This is a genomic window from Streptomyces sp. NBC_01268, from assembly GCF_036240795.1.
Taxonomy (GTDB): domain Bacteria; phylum Actinomycetota; class Actinomycetes; order Streptomycetales; family Streptomycetaceae; genus Streptomyces.
The window spans coordinates 4,014,708-4,033,610 of sequence record NZ_CP108454.1 but is presented as its reverse complement, the minus strand read 5'-3'; the positions used below and the strand labels follow the sequence as shown (position 1 = coordinate 4,033,610).

The window sequence follows — 18,903 nt, the reverse complement described above, 5'->3', positions numbered from 1 at the left end:
GTATGCCCGAGCCCACAAGCGCCCTGAGTCGGACCCCCGGGGTCCGACTCAAGGAGGACCCGGGGCTTCCGGCAGGGCTCAGCGGCGTCGCATCCGGACCCCGAGGAAGCCGATGCCGAGCCCCATCAGAGCGAGCCCCACGCCGAGCGTGAGCACCGGAATCCGCCGGTCGGAGAGGGTGGCGACGGCTTCCGCGCCGATCCGGGGCGCCGCGGCCGGCAGTGCCGCGGCCGAGGAGGACGGTGGCGGCATCTCCGTCTCAGGTACCGCCTCGACGGCCTCGTCCGCCTCCAGGGCGGGCTCGTCCTCTGTTGCGGTTTTGGTACGGGAGGGGCTTCCCGACGGCTCTGACGGGGTCGTGGCGACGGTCGAGCTCGGCTCGGGGGGCCGTCCGGGGCGCTCCCGGCCCTCGCCCGCGGGACGCCCCGCGAGCGAGGCGGAGCCGTCCGGGGCGGGCCGCCCGTCGGGCCCGGCGGCGGCACCGCTCGGCGCGGGCGCGGGGGAGGCGGTCGAGGAGGGCGCACCGGAACCGGCACCGGCACCCGAACCGGTCGCGGTCGGGCGCGGGACGGCGGTGGCGGTGGCGGTGGTCGGCGGGGGCGCCCCGGTCCCGCGCGGCGGCGCCGTGCTCGTGGGGCGCGTGTGCGCGGGCGGCGCGGACGGCGTGCGCGCGGGCGCGGGGCCCCGGCCCGTACTGCCCCCGCCGCCGCCACTTTCTTCGTCGTCGTCGGTGTCGTTCTCGCTGTCGGCCGTACCGGTGCGGTTCCCGGTCGTGGCGGGGTGGCCCGGGCCGACGGGCGTGACCTCGGCGCCGTACGCGTACGCGGCCTGCGGCCCGGTGAGGGACACCGCGCATGCCGTGAAACAGCAGGCGAGGACGGGTCCGAGGGCCCGTGACCGTGCCGTGCGGAGTGCTGGAGTCACCGGGTGACCCCCTCCCGTGCCGAGCCGCCGAGTTCTTCGACTCAGCGTCACATGAGGGGACACACCCGGCATCCCGGATCATCCGGACGGGGACGGGCCCCGGCCCGGAAAATCACTGCGGCGGATTGCCGGTGGAAACCTGGAGGGTGAACTCGGCGTCGTCCTTCGCGATGTCGGTGCCCTGGCGCGGGTACTGGGTGATGACCGTGCCCTGGCCGAAGGTCGCCTCGTCGACCGAGGACTCGGCCTTGATCTTCCAGCCTGCGGCCTGGATGCAGGCCTTCACCGACTGGATGTTCTTGTACGTGAAGTCCGGGACCTCGAACTTGTCCGGGTCGTTGCTCGACTCGGACGGCTCCGTGCACTTCTTGGTGGCGATGGTCTTGGTGAGGTCCGGGCCCTTGTAGCCGGGGGCGGCGCTGCTGCTCTGGCTCGGGCCGTTCGCGACGGGCTCGTCCGCGGGCTCGCGGTCGTAGAGCGAGATGCCCGTGACCACACCGGCGACCACGAGCAGCGCGAGGGCGCCGATGGCGATCTTCGACCGGTTCGGCGAGGCGCCGCCGCCCACGACGGGGGCGTGGGCCTGCTGCTGGGGCACGGTGTACGGCCCCGGCATGGGCGCGGACATCGGCGCGGGCGTCTGGTAGACGGGCGCCGGCGGGGGCGTCGGGACCTGCTGCGGATAGCCGTACGACGGCGCCGGCGTCGGCACCCCGTAGGGGCCCGGCTGCGGCGTCGGCTGGTACGGGGTCTGCATGCCGTGCGTCGAGGGCGGCGGGGTCTGGCCCACCGGCGGGAAGACGGCGGAGCCGACGCCCGAACCGCTCTGCACCGGGCCGCCCGCGACGATCATCGGCGCGCCGGTCTGCCCGGCCGACAGCACCCGCAGGCACTCGTCGCGCATCGCGGCGGCGCTGGGGAAGCGCTCGTTCGGGTTCTTCTTCAGGGCGCGGGCCACCAGCGCGTCCATCGCGGGGGTCACCGCGCGGTTCACGGAGGACGGGGCGACCGGCTCCTCCTGGACGTGGGCGTAGGCGATGGCGAGCGGCGAGTCGGCGTCGAAGGGCAGCCGGCCCGTCAGGAGCTGGAAGAGCATGATGCCGACCGAGTAGAGGTCGGAGCGGGCGTCGACGCCGCGGCCCAGGGCCTGCTCGGGGGAGAGGTACTGCGGGGTGCCGACGACCATGCCGGTCTGGGTCATCGAGGTGACCCCCGACTGCATGGCGCGCGCGATGCCGAAGTCCATGACCTTGACCACGCCGCGCTTGGTCATCATCACGTTGCCCGGCTTGATGTCCCGGTGGACCAGGCCCATTTCGTGGCTGGTCTCCAGCGCGGCGAGCACGTCGCCGGTGACCTTCAGCGCCTTGTCGGCCGGCATCGCGCCGTACTGGCGCACGTCGGAGGCGAGGACCGAGCCGAGCGGCTGCCCCTCCACGTACTCCATGACGATGTACGGCATGACGGCGCCGTCGAGGGTGTCCTCGCCGGTGTCGAAGACCGAGACGATGTTCGTGTGCGACAGCTTCGCCACGGCCTGCGCCTCGCGGCGGAACCGTTCGCGGAAGGACTGTTCGCGGCCGAGTTCGGTGTGCAGCGTCTTGATGGCGACCTGGCGGTCCAGGGCGCTGTCGTACGCCAGGTACACCGACGCCATGCCGCCCTCGCCGAGAAGGTCGCGAAGCTGGTACCGGCCGCCCGCGACCGAACCGCCCGCATAGCGGCCCTGTGCGCCGTCCTGGCTCATCTCGTGCTTCCCCCTACGCGCGCGCGGCGGCGCTGATCCGGAAATTGTCCGGCCAAGTCTGCCCGAGGGCAGTGACACGTCAAGCCAGGTGTCCGTTCGGTACCCGTTCCGTGACCCTCCGCACAGCCGCGCTCCCGGAACCGTGACGGCCGCGTGACAGGAACGGCACGGAATTTGCACAGGTGTACGCGTGGGGAGTTGGATGGCCGGTCCATCGCGGACCGTGATGTCGTACGGAGCCTGTAGCGTGACGACTGGACACGGCACGAGAAGACGACGGCGAGGACTGATGGCACCCGAATCCGGAGCAGGCGGCGGTCTGCCGGACGCCTCTGCCGAGTCCTGGGGCGTCGGCGGAGTGGTCGGCGACGGTCGCTACCGACTGACCCACCGGCTCGGACGCGGCGGCATGGCCGAGGTGTTCGCCGCCGAGGACGTGCGCCTGGGGCGCACCGTCGCGGTGAAGCTGCTGCGCCCCGACCTCGCGGAGGACCCGGTCTCCAAGGCCCGCTTCACCCGCGAGGCGCAGTCCGTCGCGGGCCTGAACCACCATGCGATCGTGGCGGTCTACGACTCGGGCGAGGACCTGGTCGGCGGCCGTTCCGTGCCGTACATCGTGATGGAGCTGGTCGAGGGCCGCACCATCCGCGAGCTGCTGATCAGCGCCGAGGCGCCGGGCCCCGAGCAGGCCCTGATCATCGTCTCCGGTGTCCTGGAGGCGCTCGCCTACTCGCACCAGCACGGCATCGTGCACCGCGACATCAAGCCGGCGAACGTGATCATCACGCACGGCGGCGCGGTCAAGGTCATGGACTTCGGCATCGCCCGCGCCCTGCACGGCGCGCAGTCGACGATGACCCAGACCGGCATGGTCATGGGCACCCCGCAGTACCTGTCGCCCGAGCAGGCGCTCGGCAAGGCCGTCGACCACCGCTCCGACCTGTACGCGACGGGCTGCCTGCTCTACGAACTGCTCGCGCTGCGGCCCCCGTTCACGGGTGAGACGCCGCTGTCCGTGGTCTACCAGCACGTCCAGGACACCCCGGTCCCGCCGTCCGAGGTGGCGCCCGCGGCGCCGCCGGAGCTCGACGGCCTGGCGATGCGCTCGCTCGCGAAGGACCCGGACGACCGGTTCCAGAGCGCCGAGGAGATGCGCGGCCTGATCCAGTACGGGCTGCAGATGCTCCAGGAGCAGGGCGGCCACACCGGCGTGTGGAACACCGGTCCGGTCGGCACGTACGACACGCACGACCCGATGCACACCCCGGGCGGCGGAATGGGCGGCGTCGGCGCGACGGCCGTCCTCGGCCCCCCGATGGGCCATCCGATGCACCACACGACCGCGCAGGGCCCGATCCTGCCGCCGATGAACCCGGACGACGGGGGCTACGACGGCGGGCACGGCGGCCACGGCGGCTACGGCCAGGACGGCGGCTACGGCGGACACGGCGGCGGCAAGAGCGGCCGCGGCAAGCTGCTGCTGTTCGTGGCGCTCGCGCTGGTCGCGATCGTCGCGGGCGTCGCCTACGCGATCGACAAGGCCGGCGACAAGAACGACGGCAGCAACACGAAGCCGCCGGCCGTCAGCGACTCGCCGTCCACCCAGTCGCAGTCGCCGGAGCCCTCCGACGACCCGTCGGAGGAGACCGACCCGCCGGACTCGTCGAACGGCGGCGGCGGTCAGCAGACCTACCAGCCGACGCGCAGGCCCACGTACGAGCCGACGAAGGACCCGACGCCGACGGACACCCCGTCGACGGATCCGACGGACACGGCCGACGGCGGCACGGGCACGTCCGAGGGCGGCACGGAAGGCACCACCGAGGGCACGAGCGAGGGCACCTCGACCGGCACGTCCACGGGCACCTCGACCGGTACGTCCTCGGGCACCGGCACCTCGACGGGCACGTCGACGGGCACGGGCACCTCGACCGGTACGTCCACGGGCACCGGCACCTCGACCGGTACGGGCACGACGACGGGCACCGCCGCCGGCACGGGCTGACCGGGGCGCGCCCCGCGTCCCCCGCTCAGCCCGCGAAGGCGTCGCGCACCGCCTCGTACTCGCGGGTCCACCACACGGCCAGGGCCGACACCGCGGGGAACAGCGGGTCGGCCCTGCGGTCGTGCAGCTGGTAGCGCCAGCGCAGGGTCCAGAAGTCGTTGAGCCGCTCCCACCACACCCGGTCGACGGCGGCGGCCAGGTCGGCGCGGTCCACGCCGGCGGCCCGACGGTAGGCGCGCGCGTAGGCCCGCACCTTGTCCAGGGCGAGCTCGCCGCCCGGCCGGACGAAGAAGATCGCGGCGGCGCGGACCGCCTCCTCGGCGCGCGGGCGGACCCCGAGGCGGTCCCAGTCGATGATCGCGACCGGTTCGGAGCCCTGGTAGAGCAGGTTGAACGGGTGGAAGTCACCGTGCACCCAGCCGCCCGCGGCGGCGGCGGGCGGGCGCCGGTGGGCGTGCCGGTCCAGGAGCGCCCGGCGTTCGCGGAGCCGGTGTTCGGCGAGCTCGTCGAAGCCGTCGCGGCGCCGTCGTGCACGCACCAGGCGTAACAGTTCCTCGATGAGCCGGAGGGTCTCCTCGGGGCAGGCGCTCTCGTGGTCGGCGTCCGGCGGCGGGCAGTCCATGACCCGCTCCAGGGAGGTGTGGACGTGCCCGAGGAGGGTGCCGAGGCGGTCGGACCCCACCGTGGACAGCTCGGCGCCCTCGCGGTGCCGCCCCTCGACCCAGGGGTGCAGGGCGTAGCAGCGGCCGCCGATGACGGCGACGGTGCGGCCCCGCGCGTCGTGCAGCGGCGGGGCGACGGGCAGTCCGAGGGCGTGCAGGCGGAGGGTGGCCCGGTGCTGGCGGGTGATGGTGTCCCGGTCGGCGGTGCGGGCGTCCAGGTGCTGTTTGAGGAAGTAGCGGCCCCGCGTGGTGGAGAGGCGGTAGCCGCGGTTGAGTAAGCCTTGGGCGACGGGTTCGCAGGACAGCGGCTCGCCCGTGTCCCCGTAGCGGCGCAGCAGGGCGCCGAGGGGCGGGGCGGGGGAGGGTGTCCGGGGCGGAACCAGGGGTACAGATGAGCGCGGCACTCCGCAGATGTTAGATCACGCTACGTGGTGGAGGTGTCGCTCGATGGAAGGAAGGGCGGGAGCGGGGGCGGGCTGCTCGGACGTGTAGTCGAGGCTGTGCACGGTGACGAACTGGGGCTCGATCCGCATGAAGACCGGGTCGAAGGGCTCGCCGTCCACGGCGCGGGGCTCCGGGCCGAAGGCCGCCAGCTGGGCCTCGGTGGGGTCGACGATCCTGGCGGTGCCGGTGAACTGCACGGACCACACGTGCTGCGCGGAGGAGCCGAAGTTGTCCGCCCCGTAGGCCACGACGCTGCCGTTGCAGGCCCGGTGGTAGCCCAGGCCGCGGTGGAGCCGGATCAGGACGTCGCCGTCGAACACGATGTGCCGGGCGGGGGCGACGAAGGGCATCGCCCGCATGCTCGTCGCCACCCGGCCGTACGACACACGGCTCAGCAGGTCGAGGGCGCGGATCTCATCGGGGGACATGGCAACCACTCTCCGGCACCGGCACCCCGTCGGGAAAGGGGCCCCCGCCCCCGTTCCGCGGGGACGTAGGTCCCGAATGCGGGCCGCCCGGTCCGGCCGCACCCGTTCGGGTGAAGCTGCCGGCGGCCGGGAACCCGCCGGTCTCAGTGGCGCTCGGCCTGCATCCTCGCCACATACGCCGCGGCCTGGGAACGCCGCTCCATGCCCAGCTTCGACAGCAGGCTGGAGACGTAGTTCTTGATGGTCTTCTCCGCAAGGTGGAGCCGCTCGCCGATGACCCGGTTGGTCAGACCCTCGCCGATCAGGTCGAGGATCTTGCGCTCCTGGTCGGTGAGGTTGGCGAGCCGGTCGTCGCCCTTGGGGTTGTTGCCGTCCCGCAGGCGCTCCAGCACCCGCGCGGTCGCCACCGGGTCGAGCAGCGACTTGCCGGCCGCCACGTCGCGCACCGCGTTCAGCAGCTCGTTGCCGCGGATGGCCTTCAGGACGTACCCCGAGGCCCCGGCCATGATCGCGTCGAACAACGCTTCGTCGTCCGCGTACGAGGTGAGCATCAGGCACTTGATCGAATCGTCCTGGGACCGGACCTCGCGGCACACCTCGACACCGCTGCCGTCCGGGAGCCGGACGTCGAGCACGGCCACGTCGGGACGGGTCGCAGGGATCCTGACCAGGGCGTCTGCGGCGGTACCGGCCTCGCCGACCACCTCGATGTCGTCCTCCACGGAGAGCAGCTCGTGGACGCCGCGCCGCACGACCTCGTGGTCGTCCAGCAGAAATACCCGGATTTTTCCTTCTTCGCGCACGCAGTCAGTCTCACATATTCGCTCTTCCCGTGCCCGGGGTGACCGGGATAACGTGCCGGGTGTTCCGGCGGCCCCTTCGGGCTGCCCCCAACACCCGCTGACCAGCGGCGAGTCCCCCTTTTCTCGATTTACTTGGAAATCCAAGCAAAATCGCAGGTCAAATGGGGTTTCGCAGGAATGCGGCGCTGTGGGTAACGTGCCTATGACAGGGCGCTCGCCGGGGCACCTGTCACGCCCGACCCCGGCCGAGTCGCACCCACCCCGTGCGAAGGGCACGGTGAAGGCGGAGCCGCACTGGCCTCACCGGCGAACCCGGGGGCCGGACCGACGGAGGAGCACGCACGTGACCGTGGAGAGCACTGCCGCGCGCAAGACGACGCGACGCAGCAGCGGCACCAAGCGCACCGCAAGCGCCAGCGCGAGCGCGAAGAAGGCGACGGCCTCGCAGAGCGCCGAGCCCGAACTCGTTCAGCTGCTGACGCCCGAGGGGCAGCGCGTCCAGCACCCCGAGTACGACATCGACCTCAACTCCGAGGAGCTGCGCGGCCTCTACCGCGACATGGTCCTCAGCCGCCGCTTCGACGCCGAGGCCACCGCCCTGCAGCGCCAGGGCGAGCTGGGCCTGTGGGCCTCCCTGCTCGGTCAGGAGGCCGCCCAGATCGGCTCCGGCCGCGCCCTGCGGGACGACGACTACGTCTTCCCCACCTACCGTGAGCACGCGGTCGCGTGGTGCCGCGGGGTCGACCCCACCAACCTCCTCGGCATGTTCCGCGGTGTGAACCACGGTGGCTGGGACCCCAACAGCAACAACTTCCACCTGTACACGATCGTGCTCGGCTCGCAGACCCTGCACGCCACCGGCTACGCCATGGGCGTCGCCAAGGACGGCGCGGACTCCGCCGTGATCGCGTACTTCGGCGACGGCGCCTCCAGCCAGGGCGACGTCAACGAGGCGTTCGTCTTCGCCGCGGTCTACAACGCCCCGGTCGTCTTCTTCTGCCAGAACAACCAGTGGGCCATCTCCGAGCCCATCGAGAAGCAGACCCGCGTCCCGCTGTACCAGCGCGCCCGCGGCTTCGGCTTCCCCGGCGTCCGCGTCGACGGCAACGACGTCCTCGCGTGCCTGGCCGTGACCCGGTCGGCACTGGAGCGCGCCCGCCGCGGCGAGGGCCCGACGCTGATCGAGGCGTACACCTACCGCATGGCCGCCCACACCACCTCCGACGACCCGACCCGCTACCGCCGCGACGCGGAGCGCGAGGAGTGGGAGGCGAAGGACCCGATCCTGCGCCTCAAGACGTACCTGGAGAACGAGGGCCACGCCGACGCCGCCTTCTTCGAGGAGCTGGAGGCGGAGAGCGAGACGCTGGGCAAGCACGTCCGCGAGGTCGTCCGCGCCATGCCCGTCCCGGAGCACATGGCGATCTTCGACAACGTGTACGCGGACGGGCACGCGCTCGTCGACGAGGAGCGCGCTCAGTTCGCCGCGTACCAGGCGTCCTTCGAGGGCGGAGAGGCCGAGTAATCATGGCTGTTCAGAAACTTCCCCTGGCCAAGGCGCTCAACGAGTCGCTGCGCAAGGCGCTGGAGACCGACCCCAAGGTCCTCGTCATGGGTCTGGACGTCGGCAAGCTCGGCGGCGTCTTCCGGATCACCGACGGCCTGCAGAAGGACTTCGGCGAGGACCGGGTCATCGACACCCCGCTCGCCGAGTCCGGCATCGTCGGCACCGCGATCGGTCTGGCCCTGCGCGGCTACCGGCCGGTCGTGGAGATCCAGTTCGACGGCTTCGTCTTCCCGGCGTACGACCAGATCGTCTCCCAGCTGGCGAAGATGCGGGCCCGTTCGCTCGGCACGGTGAAGATGCCGATCGTCATCCGCATCCCGTACGGCGGCGGCATCGGTGCCGTCGAGCACCACTCCGAGTCCCCCGAGTCGCTCTTCGCGCACGTCGCGGGCCTCAAGGTCGTCACCCCGGCCAACCCCTCGGACGCCTACTGGATGCTCCAGCAGGCCATCCAGAGCGACGACCCGGTCGTCTTCTTCGAGCCCAAGCGCCGTTACTGGGACAAGGGCGAGGTCGACGTCGAGGCGATCCCCGGTGAGCTGCACAAGGCCCGGGTCGCCCGCGAGGGCACGGACCTGACGCTCCTCGCGTACGGCCCGATGGTGAAGACCTGCCTGGAGGCGGCCGCGGCCGCCGCCGAGGAGGGCAAGTCGATCGAGGTCGTGGACCTGCGCTCGATCTCCCCGCTCGACTTCGACACGATCCAGGCCTCGGTGGAGAAGACCCGCCGCCTGGTCGTGGTGCACGAGGCCCCGGTCTTCTTCGGCTCCGGCGCGGAGATCGCCGCCCGGATCACCGAGCGTTGCTTCTACCACCTGGAGGCCCCCGTCCTGCGGGTCGGCGGCTACCACGCGCCGTATCCGCCGGCGCGCCTGGAGGAGGAGTACCTGCCGGGACTGGACCGCGTGCTCGACGCCGTCGACCGCTCGCTGGCGTTCTGAGGAGAGCACCGTGACGATCCGCGAATTCAAGATGCCCGACGTGGGCGAGGGCCTCACCGAGGCCGAGATCCTCAAGTGGTACGTCCAGCCCGGTGACACGGTCTCCGACGGGCAGGTCGTCTGCGAGGTCGAGACGGCCAAGGCCGCCGTCGAGCTGCCGATCCCGTTCGACGGCGTGGTGCACGAGCTGCGCTTCCCCGAGGGCACCACGGTCGACGTCGGCGAGGTCATCATCTCGGTGAACGTGGGCGGCGGAGCGGCCCCGGAGGCCCCCGCGGCCCCCGCCGCCGAGCCCGCCCCCGTCGCCGCCCCGGCTCCCGAGGAGGAGCCCGAGCCGCAGGGCCGCCAGCCGGTCCTGGTGGGCTACGGCGTGGCCGCGACCTCCACCAAGCGCCGGGCCCGCAAGACGACGGTGGCCGCCCCGGCTCCCGCCGCGGTGGTCCCCGCCCCGGTGGTCCCCGAGCAGCTGAACGGCCACGGTCCCGCGACCGGCCGCCCGCTGGCCAAGCCGCCGGTCCGCAAGCTGGCCAAGGACCTGGGCGTCGACCTGGCGACGGTCACCCCGACCGGCCCGGACGGCGTCATCACCCGCGAGGACGTGCACGCGGCGGCCGCTCCGGCCGTCGAGGCCCCGGCGCCCGTGGCCGCACCGGCCCCGGTCGCGGCGCCCGTCGCGGCCCCGGCGCCCGCGTCGGCGTCCGCCGTCTCCTCGGACGCCCGGGAGACCCGTGTCCCCATCAAGGGGGTACGGAAGGCCACGGCGGCGGCGATGGTCGGCTCGGCCTTCACCGCGCCGCACGTCACCGAGTTCGTGACCTTCGACATCACGCGCACGATGAAGCTGGTCGAGGAGCTCAAGTCCGACAAGGACATGGCGGGCCTGCGGGTCAACCCGCTCCTCCTCATCGCCAAGGCGGTCCTGGTCGCGGCCAAGCGCAACCCGGACATCAACGCGGCGTGGGACGAGGCCGCCCAGGAGATCGTGCTCAAGCACTACGTGAACCTGGGCATCGCCGCGGCCACCCCGCGGGGCCTGATCGTGCCGAACATCAAGGACGCGCACGCGCAGACCCTCCCGGAGCTGTCGAGGTCCCTGAGCGAGCTGGTCGCCACCGCCCGTGAGGGCAAGACGACCCCGGCGGCCATGCAGGGCGGCACCTTCACCATCACCAACGTCGGCGTCTTCGGTGTCGACACCGGTACGCCCATCCTGAACCCGGGCGAGTCCGCGATCCTCGCGGTCGGGGCGATCAAGCTCCAGCCCTGGGTCCACAAGGGCAAGGTGAAGCCGCGTCACGTCACCACCCTGGCCCTCTCCTTCGACCACCGCCTGGTCGACGGCGAACTCGGCTCCAAGTTCCTGGCCGACGTGGCCGCGATCCTGGAGCAGCCGAAGCGGCTCATCACCTGGGCGTAACACCCCATGTGACCGTTTCACGTGAAACAGGCCCGTCCGCATCGCGGACGGGCCTGTCTGTTGCACCCCTGTTGTATCTAAGCTGTGCGCATGCCCTCAGCCCCCGCACCCGCGCCGCAGCCCACCCGGCAGCCGCCCGCCGCCGACCGCGTCTACATGCACGTCAAGCAGGCCGTGCTCGACCGTCGGTACGAAGGGGGCACCCTCCTCACCGAGGGGGAGCTCGCCCAGGCGGTGGGAGTGTCGCGGACCCCGGTGCGCGAGGCGCTGCTGAAGCTGGAGATGGAGGGGCTCCTCAAGCTCTACCCCAAGAAGGGGGCCCTCGTGCTCGCGGTCTCCGCACAGGAGATCGCCGACGTCGTCGAGACCCGGCTGCTCGTCGAGGAGTTCGCGGTGCGGCGGGCCGTGCCCCCGGCGCCCGGGCTCGTCGAGCGGCTCGAAGAGCTCCTGGAGGAGCAGAAGCGGCGGGCCGAGGCGGGGGACCTGGCCGAGGTCGCCGCCACCGACCGGGCCTTCCACGCCGAGATCGTCCAGCACGCCGGGAACCAGATCCTCGCCCGCCTCTACGACCAGCTCAGGGACCGGCAACTGCGGATGGGCGTCGCCGTGATGCAGTCCCAGCCCGACCGGGTCGCCAAGAACATCGTCGAGCACGCCGAGATCCTGGACCGGATCAAGGCCGGTGACGTCGAGGGCGCCGCCGGCTGCGTCCGGCAGCACCTGAGCTGGGTCAAGGTGCTGGTCCGGGGTGACGCCCGGTGAGCCGCGGCCACGGGTACGGGTCGGCCGTCACCCTGCCCGGGGACCCGCCCGGCGGACGGCGGGCCGCCCTCGTCTGGGGCGTCGGCGTCTCCGTGTACTTCGTCGCCGTCATCTTCCGCACGTCCCTGGGCGTCGCCGGACTCGACGCCGCCGACCGCTTCGGCGTCAACGCGTCGGCCCTGTCGACCTTCTCCATACTGCAGCTGCTCGTCTACGCGGGCATGCAGATACCCGTCGGCCTCATGGTCGACCGGCTCGGCACCAAGAAGGTGCTGACCATCGGCGTCCTGCTGTTCACCCTCGGCCAGCTGGGCTTCGCCCTCTCCCCCACGTACGGCATGGCGCTCGCCTCCCGGGCCCTGCTCGGCTGCGGCGACGCGATGACCTTCATCAGCGTGCTGCGGCTCGGCACCCGCTGGTTCCCGGCCCGTCGCGGCCCCCTCGTCGCCCAGCTCGCCGGACTCGTCGGCATGGCCGGCAACCTGGTCTCCACGCTCGTCATCGCCCGGCTCCTGCACGGCCTCGGCTGGACCGCCGCTTTCGCGGGCAGCGCCGTCGCCGGCGTGGTCGTCCTCGTCCTGCTGCTGCTCTTCCTCAAGGACCACCCCGAGGGGTACGAGCCCGAGCCCCTGCCGCACGCGGGCGCCGCCTTCGTCCGGCGGCAGATCGGCGAGTCCTGGCGCGAGCCCGGCACCCGGCTCGGGATGTGGGTGCACTTCACCACCCAGTTCCCCGCGATGGTCTTCCTGCTGCTGTGGGGGCTGCCGTTCCTCGTCGAGGCGCAGGGGCTCAGCCGTGAGACCGCCGGGTCGCTGCTCACCCTGGTGGTGGCCTCCAACATGGTCGTGGGGCTCGTCTACGGGCAGATCATCGCCCGCCACCACGCGGCCCGCGCCCCGCTCGCCCTGGGCACCGTCGCCGCGACCGCCACCCTGTGGGCGACGACCCTCGTCTATCCCGGCGAGCACGCGCCGATGTGGCTGCTCGTCACCCTGTGCACCGTGCTGGGTGCCTGCGGGCCCGCCTCGATGATCGGCTTCGACTTCGCCCGGCCCGCCAACCCGCCGGAGCGGCAGGGCACGGCTTCCGGGATCGTCAACATGGGCGGCTTCGTCGCCTCGATGACCACGCTGTTCGCGGTCGGCGTCCTGCTCGACGCCACCGGCGACGACTACCGGATCGCCTTCTCCTCGGTCTTCGTCCTCGAAGCCCTCGGCGTCGTGCAGATCCTCCGCCTCAAGTCCCGCACCGCCCGCCGGGAACGGGAGCGGCTGGTCGCCAGCCGGGTCGAGGTCGTGCACGTACCGGCGTGACCGCGGGGCCGGGGCCTAGTTGGGCGTGACCGCGAAGTGGTCCAGGATCGCCCGCGCCAGGTCCTCGTCGCCCTCGGTCTTGACCCGGTCGGCCACCTCGGCCGGCCGGACCCGGCCGCAGGCCAGGCGCACGTACGTCTCCCAGTCCGTCGTCAGCGTGACCGCCGGGCCGAGGGACGGCGCGCCGTCCACCGAGCCGTTGCCGTCGGCGTCCACCCGTACCGTCCGCAGGAACTCGACCGGTCCGGTCACGTCGAGGACGACGGCCGAGCTCGTGGGCGCGCCGGCCTCCTTCGCGACGACGAACGGCAGCGCCTCCAGGAGCACGTCCCGCGTGATGTACGCGCCGGGGGAGTCCAGGTTGCCGGGGACGCCGAGGGTGGTGCGCAGGTCCTGCTCGTGCACCCAGCAGTCGAAGGCGCGCATCCGGTAGGCCAGTTCGAGGGTCTGCTCGGCACCCAGGGGGGCGCGGATCAGGGTGTCGGGCTGCCGGTTCTCGTTGCGCAGCCGGCGGGCCCGGCGGATCAGGACGTACTCCAGCTCCGAGGTCATCTCCGGCGCGGTGTGGTGGCGCCGCACGTCGACCTGCATCTCCATGTAGCGGGCGAAGTCGCTGCGCACGTGGTAGAGATCGCGGGGCAGGCTGTGGATGGGGCGCGGGTCGCCCAGCATCTCGGTCTCCATGCCGATGACATGGGACACGATGTCGCGGACGGACCAGCCGGGGCACGGGGTGGCCCGGTTCCAGGTGCCCTCCACGAGCGGCCCCACCAGCTCGGCTATCGCTTCGATCGAGTGGGTCCAGGCGTCGGCGTAGTTCTGGAGGCTGGGATGGACGGTCACGGGACCCCTCGGCGGCGCTGGAACGGCTGGGCGGGCTGAAAACATGTCTGCGTGGGAGGCTCGGTGGCTAAGTTACGCTGCCCGCAGGCACCCCGGCAGTGCTTTCGTGTGACGATCGTAGGCCGGTGTTGACGGCTCGAATGCCAGGACGGTGGTAGTGTGCGCGCCTCGCTGATCCAGATCGCGGTAGACCCGGACGAACCGGTCGAGAGCCGGAGGGCGCGCGTCACGCGCCTCGTGCGGGAGGAACGGGAAGCGGCGGACCTGGTGGTCCTGCCCGAACTGTGGCCCGTCGGGGCCTTCGCCTACGAGTCCTTCGCGGCCGAGGCCGAGCCGCTGAAGGGCCCCACGTACGAGGCGATGGCGGCCGCCGCGCGGGACGCCGAGGTCTGGCTGCACGCGGGCTCGATCGTCGAGGCCGCGGGCGGGGCGCTCTACAACACCTCGCTGGTCTTCTCCCCCGACGGCGAACTCGTCGCCTCCTACCGCAAGATCCACCGCTTCGGCTTCGACAAGGGCGAGGCGGTCCTGATGACGGCCGGCGAGGACCTCGTCACCGTCGACCTGCCGCAGCTCACCGTCGGTGTCGCCACCTGCTACGACCTGCGCTTCCCCGAGCTGTTCCGGGGCCTCGTCGACGCGGGTGCCCAGGCCTTCGTGCTGCCGGCCGGCTGGCCCGCCCGGCGCCTCGGCCACTGGAGGCTGCTGGCCCAGGCCCGCGCCGTCGAGAACCAGGCGTACCTCCTCGCCTGCGGCACCGCCGGCACCCACGCGGGCGTCGAGCAGGCCGGCCACTCGATGGTCGTCGACCCCTGGGGCGAGATCCTCGCGGAGGCCGGACCGGACGAGGAGATCCTGCGGGTCGTCCTGGACCCGGCGAAGGTGCGGCTGACGCGGGAGCAGTTCCCCGCGCTGAAGGACCGGTTGCTGTAGCGCGGACGCCATGCGGCGCAGGGGCCGGGGCAGTTCGTCCGAGGACTGGGCGCCCGGCCTGGTCGCAGGACCAATCCACCGGGATTGGTCCTGTGGCCGCGAGGCCCGCGTCCTCGACACTGGTCGCCATGAGCGCCGACGCCACGCCTTTCGACAGCCACGGGCACAGCCACCGCCCCGAGACCCTCGCCGTCCACTCCCCGCAGCCCGAGATCAAGGGCAGCAGGCCGCTCGGCGTGCCGCTGCACCAAGGGCACGTCTTCGCCTTCGAGACCGCCGACGCCATGGCCGAGGCCTTCCACTCGACGGACACGTTCCTCTACAGCCGGATGGGCAACCCGACCGTCCGCGCCCTGGAGACCGCCGTCGCCCGTCTGGAGGGCGGTGCGGCCGCCCTCTCGTACGCCTCCGGCATGGGCGCCATCAACGGCGTGCTGCTCGGACTGCTCGCCACCGGCGGCCACATCGTCGCCCAGCGCTGCCTGTACGGCGGCACGTACGCCCTCCTCGCCGACCTCACCGCGCGCTGGGGCGTCGACGTCACGTACGTCTCCGGCACCGACCCCGACGAGGTGCGGGCCGCGCTGCGCCCCGAGACCCGGCTGCTCTACCTGGAGACCATCGCCAACCCCACCACCCGCGTCTCCGACCTGCCCGCGCTGATCGCCGTCGCGCGCGAGGCGGGCGTGCCGTCCGCCGTCGACAACACCTTCGCCTCGCCGCTGCTGTGCCGGCCGATCGAGTACGGCGCCGACATCGTCGTGCACTCGGCGACCAAGTACCTCGCCGGTCACGCCGACGTCCTCGGCGGCATCGCCGTCTTCCGGGACGAGGAGCTGTACGGCCGCATCCGCCACTACGCCGTCGAACAGGGCGCCACCACGGACCCGTTCGCCGCCTGGCTGACCCTGCGCGGCCTGCAGACACTGCCGCTGCGCGTCGAGCGCCAGTGCGCCAACGCCGCGGAGCTCGCGGCCCGGCTGGCCGCCCACCCGGCGGTCGCCGCCGTCCGGCACCCGGCGCTCGCCGGGCACCCCGACCAGGAGGTGGCGGCCCGGCTGCTGCCCAGGGGCGGCGGCGGAGTGGTCTCCTTCGACCTCGCGGGCGGCCGCGAGGCGGGCCGGACCTTCGTGGAAGGCGTCCGTCTCGCCTCCCTCAGCGCCTCGCTCGGCGACGTGAAGACCCTGGTGATGCACCCCGCCTCCACCTCGCACCGCCAGCTGGACGCGGCGGCCCTGGAGGCGGCGGGCATCGGCCCCGGCACGGTACGGGTCTCGGTCGGCATCGAGCACGTCGAGGACCTGTGGACGGACCTGGAACAGGCTCTGGACAAGGCGCTGTAGGGGCCGTCGGCTCCGGGCCGGGCCCTCGGGCAGGGTCCCCGGCCGGGGGCCGCCGGGCAGGGTCCCCGGTCTCAGTCCTCCCGTTCCCGCTCGGCCATCCGGATCACGCACACCGCGACCGCGATGAGCAGGGCGGGATCGGCGTCCTCGCGGACCGCGTTCACGGCGTACGTGTCGCGGACGTGGAACCACTGCCGGGAGATGTGGGCCAGGAGTTCGCCGTCGTACTCGACGGTGAACTCCCGGTCCAGGATCCGGCCGCTGACGTCGAGCTCCGTGCCGTCGACGAGGGTGACGCGGAAGTGGTTGCGGAGCAGCGAGAGGCGCTTGCGGCGGATGGTGGCGAGCGGGCGGTCGTCCCGCTCGATCGTCATCGCGTCCCGCAGGCTGAACATCTTCTGCCGCAGCGTGACGAGGATCTGCCCGTCCGGGTCCTTCAGCTCCAGGGTGTCGCGCAGCCGCAGGGCCTTGCCGTCGACGAGGAAGGCGTGCCGGCCCCGCTCGTCCTCGATCCAGTAGTCGTCGCCGATCGCGAAGATCTTGTCCCGTACCAGGTATTTCATGCCGGAATGCCTTCCCCGTCAGGCCGGGAAGTAGCGCGTGAACGGGTCCGGGCTCGCGCCGAGCATCTCCCCGAAGGGCGCGTCCAGCTGATGGACCAGCAGGACGGTGAAGGCGATGAAGCCGGCCAGGCCCATCACCATCACCACATGGGTGGTGCTCCGGCTGATCCCGAACAGGAACATGAAGACCAGGGTCAGCAGACCGCCGATGATGAGCCCCGTCCACAGCACCGGGGACAGGCTCTCCTGGGACGCCGCCTCCCGCCCGCGCCGGGCGTCGTCCAGGTAGCCGAGCTGGGCGAGCATCTCCTGCGCCGCGATCTGCTGGGCGGTGGTGCCGGTGCCGTGCAGCCGGCCCGCGTCGCGCAGCCGGCCGAGCAGGGTCCAGCCCTCCGGCCCGAGGGGCGCGCGCTCGGCCATCAGCGGCCACTCCACGTCCACCACATGGGTGGCGTACGAGCGGGCCGCCTGCCGCACCGGCTCCTGCTGCCCGGCGGGGAAGCCGTCCGCGAGCAGGTACGTCTGGTGCAGCGCGCTCGCCTCGACCCGCACCTGGTCGTCGGCGACGGTCCGGCTGTCCCAGACCGAGACCAGGCACAGGCCGAGCACGAGGGCGTAGAGCACCGAGACCATCATCGCGATGTACTCGGCGACGTCCTCGCGCGGTTCGTCCTCCTCGCGCATCGGGAACAGCCGCGTCTTCGCGACGACGGCGAGGGCGGCGACGACGGCGACGCCGATGACGACGACGAGGGTCTCCAGGAGGGCCATGGGGTCTCTCAGTGGTGGCGGGAACCGAAGAGCGCGGCGGCGATCGCCGCCGGGATGAGCAGGAGCAGCAGCGTCAGCACCACACCGAGGTGCGGGAGCTCGCGGTAGCGGCGGTGGAGGCGGGGCAGCAGCCCCTCGTCACCGGCGGCGGCGCGGAACCGCGTGGTGGCGGTGGCGGGAGGCTCCGCCGGTGGTACGCCGGGAGGCCGGACCCCGGGCGGCCACGCCCCGGCGCCCGTCACCGCGCCCACGGTCCCGCCGGCCCCCGGACCGCCACCCACGACCCCCGCCCCGGCACCACCCACCCCGGTGGCACCACCAGCCCCGGCGGCACCACCAGCCCCGGCACCACCCACCCCGGCGGCACCACCGACTCCAGCAGCGCCCCCCGCTCCGGCGGCGGCACCCGGCGCACCACCCGGCGCCCCCGGGCCGCCGAGCGCACCGGGAGCCCCCAGCGCACCGCGCGCACCTGCCCCCGCCGCCCCCGGGGCGGCCCCGACCCCCGCCCCGGTCCCTGCCGCCCCACCGGGCGGCCGCACCCCACCTCGTACCGAAGGCGGCGACACGCCCGCACCGGCACCCGCACCGCTCCCGGCTCCCGTCCCGTCCCCACCTCCCGGCACCCGGAAATCCGCCGCGGCGCTCGCCGTGAGCTCCGGTGCGGGGACGGGCTCCCCGCGCTCGCCGTAGGTCGTGACGCCGTCGCTGCCCGAGGCGAACCCGGTGCTGCGGTACGTCCCCGGGGCCCGCCGTACCGTCGCCGCGCACCCCGCGGAGGCGCCGGGCGCGAGCACGGGAACGGTGGCCGCCGGGCCCGTGCCGCAGGCGATGGCGGCGGCGCCCAGGGCGGCGTCGGAGAGGCGGACGGTGCGGACCGGGCGGTTGCCGAGGTTGGTGACGGTGTAGCGGACGACGGCCGTGCGGTCGCCGGGCGCGGCGCGCGGCGCGGAACGGCCCTGCCGCCCGGCCGCGGAGCCGACCCGCGCGGTCTCGGTCAGCCGCAGCGCCCCGGCCACCCCCTCGTATCCGGAGCGGGAGGTGGCGGTGACGCTCCGGCGCAGGGAGGGGATGTCGCCGGTGGCCCGCGCGAGGGCGGTGTGGGGGCCGGGCAGCGCGGGGAAGCGGGCCGTGCACACCATGGAGCGGAGCGCGGTGAGCGGTGTGGCGGGGCAGCTCACCAGGCCGCCGGGGACGCCGGGGTCGGCGATCCGCACGTGGTGGAGGTCGGCCTCGCCGCGGTTGTCCAGCCGGTACCGCTTCACGAGCGGCGCGCCCACCCGTACGGCCCGGGTGCCGGCGCCGTCGCCCCCGTTCACGGTGACGCTCATGCTCAGCGCGCCGTCCCCGGCGCCGCCCGCCCGGGCGGTGGGCGCCTCCCAGAGGGGCAGGAGCAGCAGGGGCAAGAGCGGTAACAGGGACAGCGCAGTACTCCGG

At 73.0% G+C, this 18,903-nt stretch carries 17 protein-coding genes; 8 read left to right on the top strand and 9 right to left on the bottom strand.

Annotation, left to right across the window (positions count from 1 at the left end):
• Nucleotides 1–78 precede the first annotated feature (78 nt).
• Both OG309_RS17875 and OG309_RS17870 read right to left on the bottom strand, forming a co-directional pair.
• Complete coding sequence (locus OG309_RS17875; RefSeq protein WP_329422071.1) at nucleotides 79–849, bottom strand: hypothetical protein; 771 nt, start codon at nucleotides 847–849, stop codon at nucleotides 79–81.
• 187 nt (nucleotides 850–1,036) lie between these two features.
• Nucleotides 1,037–2,671 carry a protein kinase domain-containing protein gene (locus OG309_RS17870; RefSeq protein WP_329422069.1) on the bottom strand — a complete coding sequence of 545 codons (1,635 nt, stop codon included), beginning with the start codon at nucleotides 2,669–2,671 and terminating at the stop codon, nucleotides 1,037–1,039.
• 289 nt (nucleotides 2,672–2,960) lie between these two features.
• Here OG309_RS17870 and OG309_RS17865 point away from each other — a divergent pair, with 289 nt between their 5' ends.
• Nucleotides 2,961–4,676 (top strand): protein kinase domain-containing protein, encoded by a 1,716-nt coding sequence (locus tag OG309_RS17865; protein WP_329422067.1) that lies wholly within the window; start codon nucleotides 2,961–2,963, stop codon nucleotides 4,674–4,676.
• Between the two features lie 25 nt (nucleotides 4,677–4,701).
• On the opposite strand, the gene OG309_RS17860 is transcribed toward OG309_RS17865, so the two are convergent.
• From OG309_RS17860 to OG309_RS17850, 3 genes are all read right to left on the bottom strand, one after another.
• Complete coding sequence (locus OG309_RS17860) at nucleotides 4,702–5,742, bottom strand: phosphotransferase (protein WP_329422065.1); 1,041 nt, start codon at nucleotides 5,740–5,742, stop codon at nucleotides 4,702–4,704.
• A 15-nt stretch (nucleotides 5,743–5,757) separates the two neighbouring features.
• The gene (locus OG309_RS17855) at nucleotides 5,758–6,210 is read right to left on the bottom strand and encodes a pyridoxamine 5'-phosphate oxidase family protein (RefSeq protein WP_329422063.1); all 453 of its coding nucleotides are present in this window, start codon (nucleotides 6,208–6,210) and stop codon (nucleotides 5,758–5,760) included.
• Between the two features lie 143 nt (nucleotides 6,211–6,353).
• Complete coding sequence (locus OG309_RS17850; RefSeq protein WP_132915850.1) at nucleotides 6,354–7,013, bottom strand: response regulator; 660 nt, start codon at nucleotides 7,011–7,013, stop codon at nucleotides 6,354–6,356.
• A 343-nt stretch (nucleotides 7,014–7,356) separates the two neighbouring features.
• Between OG309_RS17850 and pdhA the strand changes: the two genes are divergently transcribed.
• The 5 genes from pdhA to OG309_RS17825 all read left to right on the top strand — a co-directional run bounded on the left by pdhA (nucleotide 7,357) and on the right by OG309_RS17825 (nucleotide 13,013).
• The gene (gene pdhA, locus OG309_RS17845) at nucleotides 7,357–8,538 is read left to right on the top strand and encodes a pyruvate dehydrogenase (acetyl-transferring) E1 component subunit alpha (RefSeq protein WP_329422062.1); all 1,182 of its coding nucleotides are present in this window, start codon (nucleotides 7,357–7,359) and stop codon (nucleotides 8,536–8,538) included.
• Nucleotides 8,539–8,540: 2 nt separating this feature from the next.
• The gene (locus tag OG309_RS17840; RefSeq protein WP_329422061.1) at nucleotides 8,541–9,521 is read left to right on the top strand and encodes an alpha-ketoacid dehydrogenase subunit beta; all 981 of its coding nucleotides are present in this window, start codon (nucleotides 8,541–8,543) and stop codon (nucleotides 9,519–9,521) included.
• 31 nt (nucleotides 9,522–9,552) lie between these two features.
• Nucleotides 9,553–10,938 (top strand): dihydrolipoamide acetyltransferase family protein, encoded by a 1,386-nt coding sequence (locus OG309_RS17835; protein ID WP_329428401.1) that lies wholly within the window; start codon nucleotides 9,553–9,555, stop codon nucleotides 10,936–10,938.
• Between the two features lie 90 nt (nucleotides 10,939–11,028).
• Complete coding sequence (locus tag OG309_RS17830; RefSeq protein WP_329422060.1) at nucleotides 11,029–11,700, top strand: GntR family transcriptional regulator; 672 nt, start codon at nucleotides 11,029–11,031, stop codon at nucleotides 11,698–11,700.
• Nucleotides 11,697–13,013 carry an MFS transporter gene (locus tag OG309_RS17825; RefSeq protein WP_329422059.1) on the top strand — a complete coding sequence of 439 codons (1,317 nt, stop codon included), beginning with the start codon at nucleotides 11,697–11,699 and terminating at the stop codon, nucleotides 13,011–13,013. Before OG309_RS17830 ends, OG309_RS17825 begins: the two co-directional genes overlap by 4 nt.
• A 15-nt stretch (nucleotides 13,014–13,028) precedes the next feature.
• Here the strand turns inward: OG309_RS17825 and OG309_RS17820 are convergent, their stop codons facing one another.
• The gene (locus OG309_RS17820) at nucleotides 13,029–13,856 is read right to left on the bottom strand and encodes a maleylpyruvate isomerase family mycothiol-dependent enzyme (RefSeq protein WP_329422057.1); all 828 of its coding nucleotides are present in this window, start codon (nucleotides 13,854–13,856) and stop codon (nucleotides 13,029–13,031) included.
• Nucleotides 13,857–14,015: 159 nt separating this feature from the next.
• Between OG309_RS17820 and OG309_RS17815 the strand changes: the two genes are divergently transcribed.
• Nucleotides 14,016–14,789: a carbon-nitrogen family hydrolase gene (locus OG309_RS17815; RefSeq protein WP_329422055.1), complete on the top strand. Its 774-nt coding sequence runs from the start codon at nucleotides 14,016–14,018 to the stop codon at nucleotides 14,787–14,789.
• A 128-nt stretch (nucleotides 14,790–14,917) separates the two neighbouring features.
• Nucleotides 14,918–16,132, top strand: coding sequence for a trans-sulfuration enzyme family protein (locus OG309_RS17810; RefSeq protein WP_329422053.1), 1,215 nt, complete (start codon nucleotides 14,918–14,920; stop codon nucleotides 16,130–16,132).
• A 71-nt stretch (nucleotides 16,133–16,203) separates the two neighbouring features.
• Here the strand turns inward: OG309_RS17810 and OG309_RS17805 are convergent, their stop codons facing one another.
• Genes OG309_RS17805 through OG309_RS17795 form a run of 3 tightly spaced genes read right to left on the bottom strand, consistent with a single transcriptional unit; the run spans nucleotide 16,204 to nucleotide 18,872 of the window.
• Complete coding sequence (locus OG309_RS17805; RefSeq protein WP_329422051.1) at nucleotides 16,204–16,695, bottom strand: LURP-one-related/scramblase family protein; 492 nt, start codon at nucleotides 16,693–16,695, stop codon at nucleotides 16,204–16,206.
• A gap of 18 nt (nucleotides 16,696–16,713) precedes the next feature.
• Nucleotides 16,714–17,466, bottom strand: coding sequence for a bestrophin-like domain (locus OG309_RS17800; RefSeq protein ID WP_329422050.1), 753 nt, complete (start codon nucleotides 17,464–17,466; stop codon nucleotides 16,714–16,716).
• 8 nt (nucleotides 17,467–17,474) lie between these two features.
• Nucleotides 17,475–18,872, bottom strand: coding sequence for a hypothetical protein (locus tag OG309_RS17795; protein ID WP_329422048.1), 1,398 nt, complete (start codon nucleotides 18,870–18,872; stop codon nucleotides 17,475–17,477).
• Between the last annotated feature and the right edge of the window lie 31 nt (nucleotides 18,873–18,903).

Excerpts from the sequence above, each read along its gene's own strand:
- OG309_RS17870 (WP_329422069.1), bottom strand. The coding sequence starts at position 2,671 with ATGAGCCAGGACGGCGCACAGGGCCGCTATGCGGGCGGTTCGGTCGCG.
- OG309_RS17800 (WP_329422050.1), bottom strand. The coding sequence starts at position 17,466 with ATGGCCCTCCTGGAGACCCTCGTCGTCGTCATCGGCGTCGCCGTCGTC.
- OG309_RS17805 (WP_329422051.1), bottom strand. The coding sequence starts at position 16,695 with ATGAAATACCTGGTACGGGACAAGATCTTCGCGATCGGCGACGACTAC.
- OG309_RS17840 (WP_329422061.1), top strand. The coding sequence starts at position 8,541 with ATGGCTGTTCAGAAACTTCCCCTGGCCAAGGCGCTCAACGAGTCGCTG.
- OG309_RS17865 (WP_329422067.1), top strand. The coding sequence starts at position 2,961 with ATGGCACCCGAATCCGGAGCAGGCGGCGGTCTGCCGGACGCCTCTGCC.
- OG309_RS17835 (WP_329428401.1), top strand. The coding sequence starts at position 9,553 with ATGCCCGACGTGGGCGAGGGCCTCACCGAGGCCGAGATCCTCAAGTGG.
- OG309_RS17855 (WP_329422063.1), bottom strand. The coding sequence starts at position 6,210 with ATGTCCCCCGATGAGATCCGCGCCCTCGACCTGCTGAGCCGTGTGTCG.
- OG309_RS17830 (WP_329422060.1), top strand. The coding sequence starts at position 11,029 with ATGCCCTCAGCCCCCGCACCCGCGCCGCAGCCCACCCGGCAGCCGCCC.
- OG309_RS17810 (WP_329422053.1), top strand. The coding sequence starts at position 14,918 with ATGAGCGCCGACGCCACGCCTTTCGACAGCCACGGGCACAGCCACCGC.